Source organism: Pseudomonas sp. NKUCC02_KPG (genome assembly GCF_019345465.1).
Lineage (GTDB): Bacteria > Pseudomonadota > Gammaproteobacteria > Pseudomonadales > Pseudomonadaceae > Aquipseudomonas.
Genome location: NZ_JAHKRC010000005.1, coordinates 40,420 through 54,472, shown reverse-complemented (window position 1 = coordinate 54,472; position 14,053 = coordinate 40,420). Strand labels below are relative to the sequence as shown.

Below are 14,053 nucleotides of genomic sequence, written 5' to 3'. Positions count from 1 at the left end.
AAAGGGCGGTTATCTTAAAGCAAAACGGCGGCCAGAGGCCGCCGTTTAGGAGGTTGCAGTCAATTTATGCAGCCGGTTGCTCTTGTGCCGCGTCCACCGGTTTGGGCAGCGAAGACATAAAGGCCATGATCAGCGCCGCCAGATACGGCAGCGACTGCACCAGCAACATCACCACCCAGAAGCGCATGTCGTTGCTTGGCAGACCCTGGACCAGGAAGATCCCCAGCGCCGCGCCCCAGAGCAACAGCATGATGAACACTTCTTCACGGGCTTCCGAAATGGCGACCCAGAAGCCGTGGTTATCGGCGTTCTTGGGTGTCCGGAAGAACGGAATGCTGGTGGTGAAGAATCCGTACAGCACCGCTTTCGCGATGGTGTGGGACAACGCCAGCCCGGCCAGTGCTGCCGCAAACGCATCCTTGAGGTTAACCCCCACGGCACGGCGGTACAGGAAGATGATCTTGCCGACCTTGAACACGAACAGTGCCAATGGCGGGATGGCGAAAATCAGCAGCGGCGGATCGACCCGCGTCGGCACGATAATCATCGCCGCCGACCACAACAGGGCGCCCACGGTGAAGAAGATGTTCATGCCATCGGCCACCCACGGCAGCCAGCCCGCGAGGAAGTGATAGCGCTGGCCACGGGTCAGTTCAGTGTCTTTACCGCGCAACAGGCTTGAGGTGTGACGCTTGATGATCTGAATCGCACCGTAGGCCCAGCGGAATCGCTGTTTCTTGAAGTCGATAAAGGTGTCAGGCATCAGGCCCTTGCCGTAGCTGTTGTGGGAATACGCTGCGGAATAGCCTTTTTCGAATACGCGCAGGCCCAGCTCGGCGTCTTCACAGATGCACCAGTCCGCCCAGCCGAGCTCTTCGAGCACGGAACGTCGGGTCATGGTCATGGTGCCGTGCTGAATGATCGCGTCGCGGTCGTTGCGGGTGACCATGCCGATGTGGAAGAAACCCTTGTATTCCGAGTAGCAGAGCTTCTTGAAGGTGCTTTCGTTCTGGTCGCGGTAGTCCTGGGGCGATTGCACAATGGCGATTTTCGGATCGGCAAAGTGCGGCACCATGTGCTTGAGCCAGTTGCGATCCACACAGTAATCGGAGTCGATCACAGCAATCACTTCGGCATCCGGCGCGGTGTGCGGGATCAGGTAGTTCAGCGCGCCGCCCTTGAAGCCGGCCAGGGGGGCCACGTGGAAGAACTTGAAGCGCGGGCCCAGGGTGGCGCAGTAGTCGCGCACGGGCTCCCAGACTGCCGGATCCTTGGTGTTGTTATCGATGATCAACACTTCGAAATCGGGGTAGTCGAGGTTCGCCAGGGCATCGAGGGTCTGTTTGACCATCTCTGGCGGCTCGTTGTAGCAGGGCACATGGATCGAGACTTTCGGGCGATAGGCGTCGTCGCTTTCGACCGGCAGGAACTCTCGTCGCCGCTTATGCGTCCAGACCGCCTCGGCCAGTTCATGGGCCTCGGTCAACAGGACAATAAAAACCCCGAGCGCGCCCAGTCCGAGCAGGAAGCCGACGGTCAGGCTGAACCATGTGCTGTATTGCTGGCTGTAGTCGTAACCGATCCACACCAGCACCGATCCGCACAGGAACGCGGTGAAGGTCAGGAAGGTGCGACCCCGCTGGCGCAGTGCGGAGCCGTCGATCAACAGCAGCGCCAGCGACAGCAAGCCCATCACCACCGAACCAATGGCCAGTACGCGCCATTGCGGGATGGCGACCACCGGGCCTTCAAAGTTGAATTTTTGCTGGCGTGCAGCGTTGTACACGCCCCAGTACGCGCCTACGGAGCCTTCATCGCTGGCCTTCCACGGCTGGTCGAAGGCTTCGATCACAAAGTAGTTGTAGCCGCGACGGTTCAGGGTGTTGACCAGCGTACGCAGATAAATCGCCTGGTCGGCCGGGGTGGCATCAGCGCCACCGCGCATGCGGCCATTGCTCGGCCAGCCAACCTCCGACAGCAGCAGGGGCTTTTTCGGGAACAGTTTTTTCAGGTCGCGGGCACGGTCCAGTACGAACTCACCGGCCTTGTCCACCGGGATAAACTCCCAGTACGGCAGGATGTGCGCGGCGATCAGGTCAACGTGCTTGGCCAGTTGCGGGTATTTCTCCCAGATATGCCATTGCTCGGACGTGGTGACAGGCACCTTGACTGCGGCCCGGACCCGATCCAGCAGCACGATCAGGTCTTCTGGCGTGATCTCTTCACGGAACAGGGCTTCGTTACCCACCACAACCCGCACGACGCTGCGCGAGTTATTGGCCAGCTCGATGGCTTTCTGGATTTCGCGTTCGTTGCGCTCCAGATCAGGGCTGATCCAGATCCCGATGGTCACGCGCAAACCGAACTCTTCCGCCAGCTTGGGGATATCACCCAAGGTGCCGTCGACCGAGTAGGTCCGAATGTTGTCGGTCAGCTTGCTGAGGATCTCCAGGTCGCGACGCATTTCATCGTCGGTCGGGTACTGGTCTTTCTGCGGGTACTGGCCTTGTTGGAACGGCGAATACGAAAAACCGGAGATTTGATCGGGCCAGTTGGGTGCAGACACCGGGCGATTGATCAGCGCCCAGAAGCCTGTGAACAGTGCGGCAATGGCCAGTACCACCACCAGGTTGAGTCCAAATTTACGCGATGACATAACTATTTCGGGTTCCAAAGGGAGTGGAACGAAGATCGGTCGGCGGGTGCCAAGCGGCGCGCATCCTACACTGTGCTCAGACCTATCGTATAGCTGATGGAATTGGGTCTGGCATTTGGCAGTTGCAGCGAACTTAAGTTCTTTATTTATTTCTTGTAGCTCTTGTCTTCCTACTCTATAGGCCATTAAAGCAGTCTTGGTCGGATAGCTTGTAGGAAAAATACTCAATGTCATGTCATCCCCCTATAATGCGCGCCGGTTTTTGGGGGTTGGTCATGAGTACAGAAGATCCACGTTTTGCTGGTGTAGCCCGGTTATATGGGCTGGAAGGCCTTGAACGACTGAAGGCGGCACATGTGGCGATCGTCGGTGTGGGCGGTGTCGGGTCCTGGGCTGCGGAAGCGATTGCGCGCTGCGGTGTGGGCGAAATTTCGCTGTTTGACCTGGATGACGTTTGCGTCAGCAACAGCAACCGGCAGTTGCACGCCTTGAGCACGACCATTGGTCGGGACAAGGTCGAGGTGATGGCCGAGCGTCTGCGTCAGATCAACCCGGACTGCATCGTTCACGAAGTCGCGGATTTCGTGACGCGCGAAACCATGGCCGAGTACATCACCCCGAATATTGACTGCGTGATCGACTGCATCGACAGCGTCAATGCCAAGGCAGCACTGATTGCCTGGTGCAAGCGCCGCAAGATCCAGATCATCACGACCGGTGGTGCGGGCGGGCAAATCGACCCGACGCTGATTCAGGTCTGTGACTTGAACCGCACGTTCAATGACCCGCTGGCCTCGAAAGTTCGTTCGACCTTGCGCCGCGACTATGGCTTTTCGCGGACCATGACGCGCCATTACAGCGTGCCATGCGTGTTCTCCACCGAGCAGCTGCGCTATCCCAAGCCGGACGGCAGTATTTGCCTGCAGAAGAGCTTTGTCGGTGATGGCGTCAAACTGGACTGCGCCGGTGGTTTTGGCGCGGTGATGATGGTGACGGCGACCTTCGGCATGGTCGCGGCCACCAAGGCGGTGGACAAAATCGTAGCGGGCGTGCGCCGGCCTTCGGAGCGGGTCAAGCCTGAATGAGTGCGATGCGGTCCTTGTAGTCGCTGACGAGGAACGAGGCTGCGATCGGGGTGAGTAGCACCCCGCACAGTCTGAATCCTCGAGATTCCTGCTACACATGAACGGCTAATTCATGACTGCTACGCAGCCAATCGCAGCCTCGTTCCTCGTCAGCGACTACAGGTATCGCTGCGGTTCAGCCTGCCAATTCCCGCATCCGCTGCAGCACGGCGTTCAAGCCATTGCTGCGCGACGGTGATAGCTGGCGGCTCAGACCCAGCTGGTCGAACCAGTCAGGCAAGTCAACCTGTTGCAGTTGCTCGGTGCTCAAGCCATTGACTCGCGCCAGCAGTAACGCCACCAAACCGCGAATCAGTCGCGCATCACTGCTGGCAGCAAATTGCCAATGGCCATCGACCCGTTCGCCCACCAGCCACACCTGGCTTTCACAGCCATGCACGCGATGAGCATCGGTTTTGTCGGCGTCGCTCAATGGCGCCAGGCGCTGGCCCCATTGCATGAGCAGGCGTGCGCGCTGCTCCCAGCCCGAGCAGTGCTCAAAACTGTCGAGTGCGGCCTGGGCGTCGGCGGGCAGGGTCATTGCAAAAGCTCCAAAGCCTGATCAAGGGCGTCGAAGAAGCGTTCCAGATCTTCCGAGTCGTTGTACAGCGCCAGCGAGACACGGATGGCACCGGCCAGCCCAAAGCTTTTCAGTAGCGGCATGGCGCAGTGATGCCCGGCGCGAACGGCAATCCCCTGTTCGGTCAACAAGTGGGCCAGGTCGGCGTTGTGCACGCCCTCAACCACAAAGCTGACCAGCGCCAAGTGTGGCGACCCGAGCAGTTGAATGCCTTGGCGCTGTTTCAAGCCATCGACCAGTAGCGCGTGCAGCGCTGCTTCGTGGGCTTGGACGGCGGCCTGATCGAGGTTGGCCAGGTAGTTGAGGGTTGCCCCCAGCCCGATCACGCTGGCAATCGGCGGAGTGCCAGCCTCAAACCCGAGCGGGGCGGGGCGGAAGGTGGCGTGCTGGTAGTCGGCTTCTTGCACCATCTCGCCGCCAAACTGCCAGTGCTGCAATCGGGCCAGTGCTTCGTGGCGACCGAACAGCACGCCCAGCCCGTCGGGACCGTAGAGTTTGTGGCTGGAAAATACGTAGAAGTCGCAGCCCAGCGCTTGCACGTCATGCCGGCCATGGACCACCCCTTGTGCGCCATCAACCACCGTCAGTGCATGTTGTGCCTTGGCCAGGGCCAACAGCGCGGGCAAGGGCTGCCACACGCCGAGTACGTTGGACAGTTGGCTCACGGCCAGCAGGCGGGTGCGCGGGGTGATCAGGCGAGCGGCCGCATCGAGGTCGATGACGCCATCGGCATCCAGTGGCAATACCACCAGGTTCAGTTGTTTACGTTGGGCAAGCTGTTGCCACGGCAGCAGGTTGGCGTGGTGTTCCAGGGCGCTGATAACAATGTCATCGCCCGCATTGAATTGATGCTCCAGGCCATAGGCCAGAAGGTTCAGGGCCGAGGTGGCGCCGTGGGTGAAAACGATTTGCCCGCATTCGCCGGCATTGAGCCATTGCGTCACTTTGTGGCGGGTGTTTTCGAATGCCTGGGTCGCGTGAGCACCCGGCAGGTGTTGGGCCCTGTGCACGTTGGCTGCGCCGTTGGCGTAGTAGTGCGTCAGTGCGTCGAGCAGGGCTTGGGGTTTTTGCGTGGTTGCAGCGTTGTCCAGATAAGTCTGGTCCTGACGTTGCAAGGCGGCGATGGCTGGGAAGTCAGCGCGCCAGGGAGAAGGCAAAAGCATGGTGTTCGGGCTCTGTTGACGAGGCTGGAAACCAGCCTCGTCAGTGGCAGATAAACGCTTAGTTGTGAGCGTGCAGTGCTTCGTTCAGCTCGATGGCCGACTTGTGGGTTTTGCATTCCACAGCGCCGGTTTGCGAGTTGCGACGGAACAGCAGGTCAGGTTGGCCTGCAAGGTCACGGGCTTTAAGTACTTTAACCAGCTGGTTGTTTTCGTCCAGCAGCGCCACTTTGGTGCCAGCCGTCAGGTACAGGCCGGATTCAACCGTGTTGCGGTCGCCCAGCGGGATGCCGATACCGGCGTTAGCGCCGATCAGGCAGCCTTCGCCCACCTTGATCACGATGTTGCCACCACCCGACAGGGTGCCCATGGTGGAGCAACCGCCGCCCAGGTCCGAACCCTTGCCGACGAATACGCCAGCCGAGACGCGGCCTTCGATCATGCCCGGGCCTTCGGTGCCCGCGTTGAAGTTGACGAAACCTTCGTGCATCACGGTGGTGCCTTCGCCGATGTAAGCACCCAGGCGAAGACGGGCCGCGTCAGCGATACGCACGCCTGCCGGCACCACGTAGTCGGTCATTTTCGGGAACTTGTCGACCGAGAACACTTCCAGCAGTTCGCCACGCAGGCGCGCTTCGAGTTGACGCTCGGCCAGCTCGCTCAGGTCGATGGCGCCCTGGCTGGTCCAGGCCACGTTCGGCAGCAGCGGGAACACACCGGCCAGGTTCAGGCCGTGGGGCTTGACCAGGCGATGGGACAGCAGGTGCAGCTTGAGGTAGGCCTCTGGCGTTGAGGTCAGCGCGGCATCTTCGGCCAGTAAAGTGGCGACCAGCGGCTTGTGGCTTTCGGCCAGACGGGTCAGCAGGGCTGCTTGAGCTGCATCGACCGGTTTAACGGCTTCAGCCATTTGTGCTGCTTGCGCGGTGGTAAAGGTGATTGCCTGATTGCCGCCGGTGTAGCCCAGGATTGGGGCTACGGCTGCGATCAGCTCGGCCGATGGATTGATCAGGGGTTGTGCGTAGAACACTTCCAGCCATGCGCCTTGACGGTTTTGGGTGCCGACGCCGAAGGCTGCGCTGAACAGGGTAGTAGACATGCAATTACCTCTTACAAAAATAAATGGGCGGTCGCTTAAAGAAGGGCCGCCGCATAAAGATCTGGCTTGAAGCCAATCAGGGTTTTGTCACCGAGATCGAGCACAGGGCGCTTGATCATCGAGGGTTGGGCGAGCATCAGTTCAATGGCTTTGGCTTGGTCGAGATCGGCTTTGCGTTCGTCGTCGAGCTTGCGAAAGGTTGTACCTGCGCGATTGAGCACCACTTGCCAGCCGTGCTCGTTGCACCACTGGGTCAGGTGTTCACGGTCAATGCCGCTGCTTTTGTAGTCATGGAAGTCGTAGCGCACAGCATGTTCATCCAGCCAGGTGCGAGCCTTTTTCATGGTGTCGCAGGCTTTGATGCCGAAAAGGTGCAACGTCTTGCTTGAATCGGTCACGGAAATTGCCCCCCTTGGAGATGCGTGAAAATGATCAGCCGCGGATTATGCCATGGGCAGCGTGCTTGGGCGTGGATGGCTTGAGCATCTCATGTTCTTGTGACATGTCGTCGCACTGCGACTTATGTTCAGGCTCCAGATGTATCGCCAGCGGCTACTATGACCTGCAATGCAAAAATGTTGCTAGCTGTGTCTAGTAGAAGCTGATTGTTTGGGAACCTTGTCGATATGCAAACCGCCTATACCGTCCTCATCCTGCTGATGCTGGTGGGAGTCTCGCGTCTATTGGGGCGTTTGATTCCCTTGCCTTTGCCATTGGTGCAGATTGCTGCTGGCGCTGTACTGGCCTGGCCGACCCTGGGCCTGCACGTGGCCCTGGAGCCAGAACTGTTCCTGTTTCTGTTCCTGCCGCCGCTGCTGTTCTCGGATGGCTGGCGCATGCCCAAACGCGAGTTCTGGCGCCTGCGCGGGCCGATCCTGACGCTGGCGGTCGGGTTGGTGCTGTTCACGGTGGTGGGTGCAGGTTATTTCATTCACTGGCTATTGCCGACCATCCCCTTGCCGGTGGCGTTTGCGCTGGCGGCGGTGCTGTCACCCACCGATGCCGTGGCGGTATCGGCCATCGCGCAAAATCGTTTGCCCGCACCCTTGATGCACATGCTTCAAGGCGAGGCATTGATGAATGATGCGACGGGCCTGGTGACATTCAAGTTTGCACTGGTGGCCGCCATTACCGGGGTGTTTTCCCTGACCAATGCCAGCCTGGCGTTTGTGCTGGTGGCGTGCGGCGGTTTGGCCATCGGTGTGGCCCTGAGCTGGCTGGTGGGGCGCCTGCGCTCGTGGATGATCGCCCGTGGCTGGGATGACCCGGCAACCCACGTGGTGTTTATGTTGCTGCTGCCTTTTGCGGCCTATGTGCTGGCCGAGCGCCTGGGCGCGTCGGGTATCTTGTCAGCCGTTGCTGCAGGGATGATGCAGAGCTGGCTGGACCTGTTGCCGCGCCAGACCAGCACCCGGATGCTTAACCGCAGTGTGTGGTCGCTGCTGGAGTTTGCGTTCAACGGTTTGATCTTTTTGCTGTTGGGCCTGCAACTGCCGGACATCATCAAGGCTGTGGTCCACCTGGAGCCAACACTGTGGCCCGCCTTGATGTATCGCTGCCTGGATGTCGTGGCGATTTTTCTGGTGTTGCTGGCGCTGCGATTTATCTGGGTACAGAGCATCTGGCGTTTGTCCGGCCTGTTGCGCCGCCTGCGCGGCAAGGGTGAGCTGACAATGGTGCCGACTGCACGCTCCTGCTGGCTCTTGACCGTCGGGGGTGTGCGCGGCGCAGTGACGCTGGCGGGTGTGATGTCCATACCGCTGTTACTGAACGAGGGGCTGGATTTTCCCGAGCGTGACCTGCTGATCTTTATTGCTGCGGGGGTGATCCTGCTGTCTCTGGTGGCGGCTTGCATTGCGCTGCCCTTGTTGTTGCGCGGGATTGAAAAAAGCCCGGACGATGCCATGCGCAATGAAGTGCGAGAAGCCTGGCGACGCACTGCCGAGGCGGCGATCCACGCGCTGGAAGCTGAAGACGTGGTCGAGGCAGTTGGGCAGCAGGATGCCGCTCAGGCAGCGTTGGCGGCTGAGTTGAAGGCGCGGATCATGTCCGAATATCGTCATCAACTTGAGGTGTATAACGACACGGCGCAGGCGCAGGAACTGGCGACCCAGATGGACCAGCTGGAAAGCCGGCTGCGACTCAAGGCGCTCAGGGCGCAACGGCTGGAGCTTTACAGCTTGAGACGTCATCACGAAATCGGGGATGACGCATTGAGCGAGATTCTCAAGGATCTGGACTTGAGCGAGGCCAATCTGGGGTCGGTGAAGTAATACACCAGCCTTGTGTGGGAGCGGGCTTGCTCGCGATTGTATCGCCGCGGTTTGTCAGTCAGACCGAGTTGATGGCATCGCAGGCAAGCCCGCTCCCACCGGTTTTATAGCGCCTTGCAGTGCCATTGTGTGGGAGCGGGTCAGTGTCGAGGGGTTCAGCCCCGGCGCTGGATAAAGTCGCGAATGCGCTCGGCGGCTTCTACGCACTCAGCCAGTGGCGCGACCAGTGCCATGCGTACCCGTCCTGCTCCAGGGTTGAAACCGTCGACTTCACGGGACAGGTAAGAGCCCGGCACCACGGTCACGTGCTCTTGCGCAAACAGGTCGCGGCAGAACCCGGCGTCGTCGCCCTCAACCCTTGGCCACAGGTAAAACCCGCCATCCGGGCGCTGTACGTCCAGTACCGGGGCCAGGATCGCCAGCACCGCATCGAATTTCTCGCGATACAAATCGCGGTTGGTGCGTACGTGAGCCTCGTCATTCCAGGCGGCAATGCTGGCCAGCTGGGTTTGTACCGGCATGGCGCAGCCGTGGTAGGTGCGATACAGCAAAAATGCCTTGAGGATCTCGGCGTCGCCCGCCACGAAGCCTGAGCGCAGGCCTGGCAGGTTCGAGCGCTTGGACAGGCTGTGGAACACCACGCAACGCTTGAAGTCTTCACGGCCCAGTGCCACGCAAGCGCTGAGCAGGCCCACTGGCGGCGTTTGCTCGTCGAAGTACAGCTCGCTGTAACACTCGTCGGCAGCGATCACGAAATCGTGTTCGTCGGCCAGGGCGATGAGTTTTTTCAAGGTGTCGAGGGGGATCAGTGCGCCGGTCGGGTTGCCCGGTGAGCACAGGAACAGAATCTGGCAGCGCTTCCAGGTCTCGGCCGATACCGCGTCGAAATCCGGGTTGAAGCCATGTTCGGCCTGGCATGGCAGGTAGTGCGGCTGGGCCCCGGCAAGGAAGGCTGCGCCTTCGTAGATCTGATAGAACGGGTTCGGGCTGACGACCAGTGCGTCGTCGCCACGGTTGACCACGGTTTGGGTGAAGGCGAACAGGGCTTCACGGGTGCCGTTGACCGGCAGGATATTGCGCGCCGGGTCTAGCCAGCCTTTTGGCACGTTGAAGCGACGCTCGGCCCAGCCAGCGATGGCTTCACGCAGCGCGGGGATGCCCAGGGTGGTCGGGTAGACCGCCATCTGGTCGAGATTGTCAGCCAGTGCCTTGGCCACGAAGTCCGGCGAGCGGTGTTTCGGTTCGCCAATCGACAGCGCAATCGGTCGCTTGTCGGCATTGGGCTGCACGCTGCCAAGCAGGGCGCGCAGTTTTTCGAACGGGTAAGGCTGAAGCTGGTTTAGAGCGTTGTTCATGGGGTGCGGGTCTCACTCGGCGGCGGTTAAATGCTAAGGCGCCACGGTTCTGGGGTTGAATCCTGGTTGACCGTCAGTTGTTCGACGATCGCTTCCTGCAGGCGCATGCACAGCTGTGGGTCGGACAACGGTTGGTTGTGTGCATCGGTAATGAAAAATACGTCTTCGACGCGCTCGCCCAGGGTGGCGATCTTGGCGTTTTGCAACGACAGGTCGAACTCCAGAAAGATCATCCCGATCCGGGCCAGCAGGCCCGGACGGTCTGGGGCGCTGAGTTCCAGTACGGTGACCGGGCGCTGGGCGTCGTTGTGGATTGTCACTTGGGGCGCGAAGGCAAAGTGTTTCAGTTGGCGCGGTACCCGGCGCTGGATAATGGTCGGGTAGTCGTCCGGGTTGCGCAGGGCTTCGGTCAGGCCCTTGCGGATTTTTTCAATGCGCGCCGGATCGTTGCCGATGGAGCCGCCGTCGTTGTCGAGCACGATATAGGTGTCGAGGGTGAACTGGCTGCTGGACGTGATGATGCGTGCGTCATGGATGTTCAGGTTGAGCTGGTCCATGGCCGCCACGGTCACGGCGAAGAAGTCGTGCTGATCGGGTGCATAGATGAAGATCTGCGTGCCGCCCTCGAACTCGCGCTGGGTGGTTTCCTTGATCAGCACCAGCGGCCCGCCATCGGCGGGCTGTTGCAGGATGGCTTCGGTGTGCAGGGCTACGTCGGCCGAGGTGTGGCGCAAGAAGTAGTCATCACCCAGCTGTGACCAGAGCTGCTCCACATCATCCTGATCGTTGCCATTGCGTACCAGGGTGTCCAGCGCAGCACTTTGGGTCTGGCGAATCTGTTCTTCGCGGTCTACCGGGTTTTCCAGGCCGCGACGCAAGGCACGCTTGGTTTCGGTGTAGAGCTGGCGCAACAGGCTGGCGCGCCAGGAGTTCCACAGCGTCGGGTTGGTGGCGTTGATGTCGGCGACGGTCAGTACATAGAGGTAGTCGAGATGAGTTTCGTCGACCACGATCTGGGCAAAGTCATGGATGACCTGCGGATCTGACAGGTCTTTGCGTTGAGCGGTGGTGGACATCACCAGATGGTTTTGCACCAGCCAGACGATCAGGCGCGTGTCCCACAGCGGCAACTGGTGGCGAATGCAGAACACCTCGGCATCCACTGCGCCAATTTCGGAATGGTCGCCGTGTCGGCCTTTGCCGATGTCGTGGTACAGCCCGGCCAGATAGATCAGTTCGGGTTTTGGCAGCTTGGCCATCAGCTTGCTGGCCAGCGGGAATTTCTCTGATACCTGGGTGTATTGCAGCTTACGCAGGTGCTTGATCAGGTTCAGGGTATGGGCGTCGACCGTATAGATGTGGAACAGGTCGTGCTGCATCTGCCCGACGATAAAGCCGAATTCGGGCAGGTAGCGTCCGAGAATGCCGTAGCGGTTCATGCGGCGCAGGTTGCGGTGGATACCGATCTTGCACTTGAACAGCTCGATAAACAGGCTGGTATTGCGAATGTCTTTACGGAAATCGTCGTCGATCAGGTAGCGATGTTCGCGCAGCAGGCGGATTGTGTCGGCCCGTACGCCCTTGATTTCAGGGTGTTGGGCCATCAGCAGGAAAATTTCGAGCATAGCGAAGGGCGTGCGCTTGAACACGTAGTCGCTGGTGGCTTCGATATAGCCATCGTGCAACTGGAAGCGTGAGTTCAAGGGCGTTGGCGGCGCTTCGTCTTCGGGAGCGAGGATGATCTCTTCGAAGTGCTGGATGATCAGGTCGCTGAGCTGGGCAATGCTCATGACCACCCGGTAGTACTGCTGCATGAAGTTTTCGATGGTTTGCTTGGCATCTTCGCCGGCAAAGCCCAGCAACTCGCCGATGCTGCGCTGATGATCGAACAGCAGGCGGTCTTCGGAGCGGCCTGCGAGCATGTGCAGGGCGTAGCGCACCTTCCACAAAAACTCCTGGGATGAGGCGAGCAGGGCGTGCTCGCTTTCGACCAGAAAGCCTTCGCCCGCCAGGGCGCGCAGGTTCAGGGTCCCGTACTGGCGGCGGGCTACCCACAACAGGGTCTGGATATCGCGCAGGCCGCCAGGGGAGCCTTTGACGTTGGGTTCCAGGTTGTATTCGGTGTCGTTGTACTTGTGGTGGCGAGCCTTCTGCTCGGCGCGCTTGGCCAGGAAAAAGTCTTTGCTGGGCCACATGTGCTCGGTGCTGGTGACGTCCAGCATGCGCTGGCGCAGATGCTCGGGACCAGCAACGGTGCGGCTTTCCATCAGGTTGGTGATGATGGTCAGGTCGGCACGGGCTTGCTCTGCGCACTCGGCCACCGACCGCACGCTCTGGCCGACTTCCAGGCCAATGTCCCAGAGAAGCGTCAGAAAACGCTCAATGGAATCGCGGAAAATTTCGTGGTCGGCGTTGTCCAGCAGGATCAACAGGTCGATGTCGGAGTAGGGGTGCAGTTCGCCGCGGCCATAACCGCCGACTGCGACCAGAGCGATGTCCGCCTGGTCGCTCCAGGTGAACTGATCCCACGCCTGTTGCAGGATGTTGTCGACGAACCATGCACGATCTTCGATCAGGCGGCGAATATCGCGCCCTTTTTTGAAGCGTTCGTCGAGCACCTCGCGTGCCTGGCGGATCGCCTTTTTGAAAGCGGCAATGGGGCTTGCCTTTAATGCCAGCTCGGCCTGGAACTGGCCGCGGTCAAAAAGTTCTGGATCCACCTGCGGCATCGATTGGCATTCCTATCGTGGTTTTTTCTGTTTATACGGTGGCAACAGGCAAGTATCAGGCCGAAGCGCGCGGGATGGTGTCATCGCTGCGCAGGGTGAAGATCTCGTAGCCGGTCTCGGTCACCAGCAGGGTGTGCTCCCACTGTGCGGACAGCTTGCGGTCCTTGGTGATGGCGGTCCAGCCATCGCCCAGCACCTTGGTGTCGGCCTTGCCCTGGTTGATCATCGGCTCGATGGTGAAGGTCATGCCTGCCTTGAGCTCCATGCCGGTGCCAGCGCGACCGTAGTGCAGGATTTGCGGTTCTTCGTGGAAGACCTTGCCGATACCGTGGCCGCAGAACTCGCGAACCACCGAGAAGCCGTTCTTTTCAGCGTGCTTCTGGATCACTTCGCCGATATCGCCCAGGCGGCAGCCCGGTTTGACGATCTCGATGGCCTTGTACATGCATTCCTGAGTCACCTGCGACAGGCGCTCGGCCCAGACCGGTACCTTGCCGACGTGGAACATGCGGCTGGTGTCGCCGTGGTAGCCGTCCTTGATCACGGTGACATCGATGTTCAGGGTGTCGCCGTCTTTCAGGACCTTGTCGCCAGGGATGCCGTGGCACACCACGTGGTTGATCGAGGTGCAGATAGACTTCGGGAAGCCTTTATAGTTGAGCGGAGCAGGGATGGCGTGCTGCACGTTGACAATATAGTCGTGGCAGATGCGGTCCAGCTCTTCGGTGGTCACGCCGGGCTTGACGTGCTCGGCGATCATTTCCAGGACTTCGGCGGCCAGTTTGCCGGCGACACGCATTTTTGCGATGTCCTCGGGGGTTTTGAGGGTGACGGTCATTCGGGCTCTCTTCGCGCGTTGGCGCTCATCATCAGGATTGCGGGTGTGCTGTTTGTCGCTGCACACCGTCATAAAAACGCGATTCTAACAGACGGTCGGCGTTAATCATGGGCCTGTTGCCATCGCTTCTATTAATAGAATGGACAGTCTGGTTCTATTTCAGGGCCTGGGTAAAAAAGGTGCAGGTCCAATGAGTCAGATTTTGATCTGGTTTTTGATCTTTTCGTAAGGGCGCACCTGTA

At 59.9% G+C, this 14,053-nt stretch carries 10 protein-coding genes; 2 read left to right on the top strand and 8 right to left on the bottom strand.

The window, feature by feature from the left end:
- Window positions 1-64: 64 nt before the first annotated feature.
- The gene (locus KO536_RS08125; protein WP_133077737.1) at window positions 65-2,656 is read right to left on the bottom strand and encodes a glycosyltransferase; all 2,592 of its coding nucleotides are present in this window, start codon (window positions 2,654-2,656) and stop codon (window positions 65-67) included.
- A 275-nt stretch (window positions 2,657-2,931) separates the two neighbouring features.
- On the opposite strand from KO536_RS08125, the gene tcdA reads away from it, so the two are divergent.
- Window positions 2,932-3,741: a tRNA cyclic N6-threonylcarbamoyladenosine(37) synthase TcdA gene (gene tcdA / locus KO536_RS08120; RefSeq protein ID WP_133077736.1), complete on the top strand. Its 810-nt coding sequence runs from the start codon at window positions 2,932-2,934 to the stop codon at window positions 3,739-3,741.
- A 175-nt stretch (window positions 3,742-3,916) separates the two neighbouring features.
- Here tcdA and KO536_RS08115 read toward each other — a convergent pair whose 3' ends face one another.
- From KO536_RS08115 to KO536_RS08100, 4 genes are read right to left on the bottom strand one after another with little or no spacing between them, the layout of a single operon-like run.
- The gene (locus KO536_RS08115; protein WP_133077735.1) at window positions 3,917-4,321 is read right to left on the bottom strand and encodes a SufE family protein; all 405 of its coding nucleotides are present in this window, start codon (window positions 4,319-4,321) and stop codon (window positions 3,917-3,919) included.
- Window positions 4,318-5,523, bottom strand: a complete 1,206-nt coding sequence (locus KO536_RS08110; protein WP_219261629.1) for an aminotransferase class V-fold PLP-dependent enzyme — start codon at window positions 5,521-5,523, stop codon at window positions 4,318-4,320. Before KO536_RS08110 ends, KO536_RS08115 begins: the two co-directional genes overlap by 4 nt.
- A 58-nt stretch (window positions 5,524-5,581) precedes the next feature.
- A complete protein-coding gene (gene dapD, locus KO536_RS08105) occupies window positions 5,582-6,616 on the bottom strand; it encodes a 2,3,4,5-tetrahydropyridine-2,6-dicarboxylate N-succinyltransferase (protein WP_133077733.1) in 1,035 nt (344 codons plus the stop codon).
- A gap of 35 nt (window positions 6,617-6,651) precedes the next feature.
- Window positions 6,652-6,960 carry an arsenate reductase gene (locus KO536_RS08100; RefSeq protein WP_228795906.1) on the bottom strand — a complete coding sequence of 103 codons (309 nt, stop codon included), beginning with the start codon at window positions 6,958-6,960 and terminating at the stop codon, window positions 6,652-6,654.
- Between the two features lie 282 nt (window positions 6,961-7,242).
- Here KO536_RS08100 and KO536_RS08095 point away from each other — a divergent pair, with 282 nt between their 5' ends.
- Window positions 7,243-8,889 carry a Na+/H+ antiporter gene (locus tag KO536_RS08095; RefSeq protein WP_133077732.1) on the top strand — a complete coding sequence of 549 codons (1,647 nt, stop codon included), beginning with the start codon at window positions 7,243-7,245 and terminating at the stop codon, window positions 8,887-8,889.
- Between the two features lie 155 nt (window positions 8,890-9,044).
- Here the strand turns inward: KO536_RS08095 and dapC are convergent, their stop codons facing one another.
- Genes dapC through map form a run of 3 tightly spaced genes read right to left on the bottom strand, consistent with a single transcriptional unit; the run spans window position 9,045 to window position 13,883 of the window.
- Complete coding sequence (dapC, locus tag KO536_RS08090; RefSeq protein ID WP_219261628.1) at window positions 9,045-10,244, bottom strand: succinyldiaminopimelate transaminase; 1,200 nt, start codon at window positions 10,242-10,244, stop codon at window positions 9,045-9,047.
- A 26-nt stretch (window positions 10,245-10,270) separates the two neighbouring features.
- Window positions 10,271-12,973 (bottom strand): [protein-PII] uridylyltransferase, encoded by a 2,703-nt coding sequence (locus KO536_RS08085; RefSeq protein WP_219261627.1) that lies wholly within the window; start codon window positions 12,971-12,973, stop codon window positions 10,271-10,273.
- 55 nt (window positions 12,974-13,028) lie between these two features.
- Window positions 13,029-13,883: a type I methionyl aminopeptidase gene (gene map, locus KO536_RS08080; RefSeq protein ID WP_257622854.1), complete on the bottom strand. Its 855-nt coding sequence runs from the start codon at window positions 13,881-13,883 to the stop codon at window positions 13,029-13,031.
- Window positions 13,884-14,053: the final 170 nt, after the last annotated feature.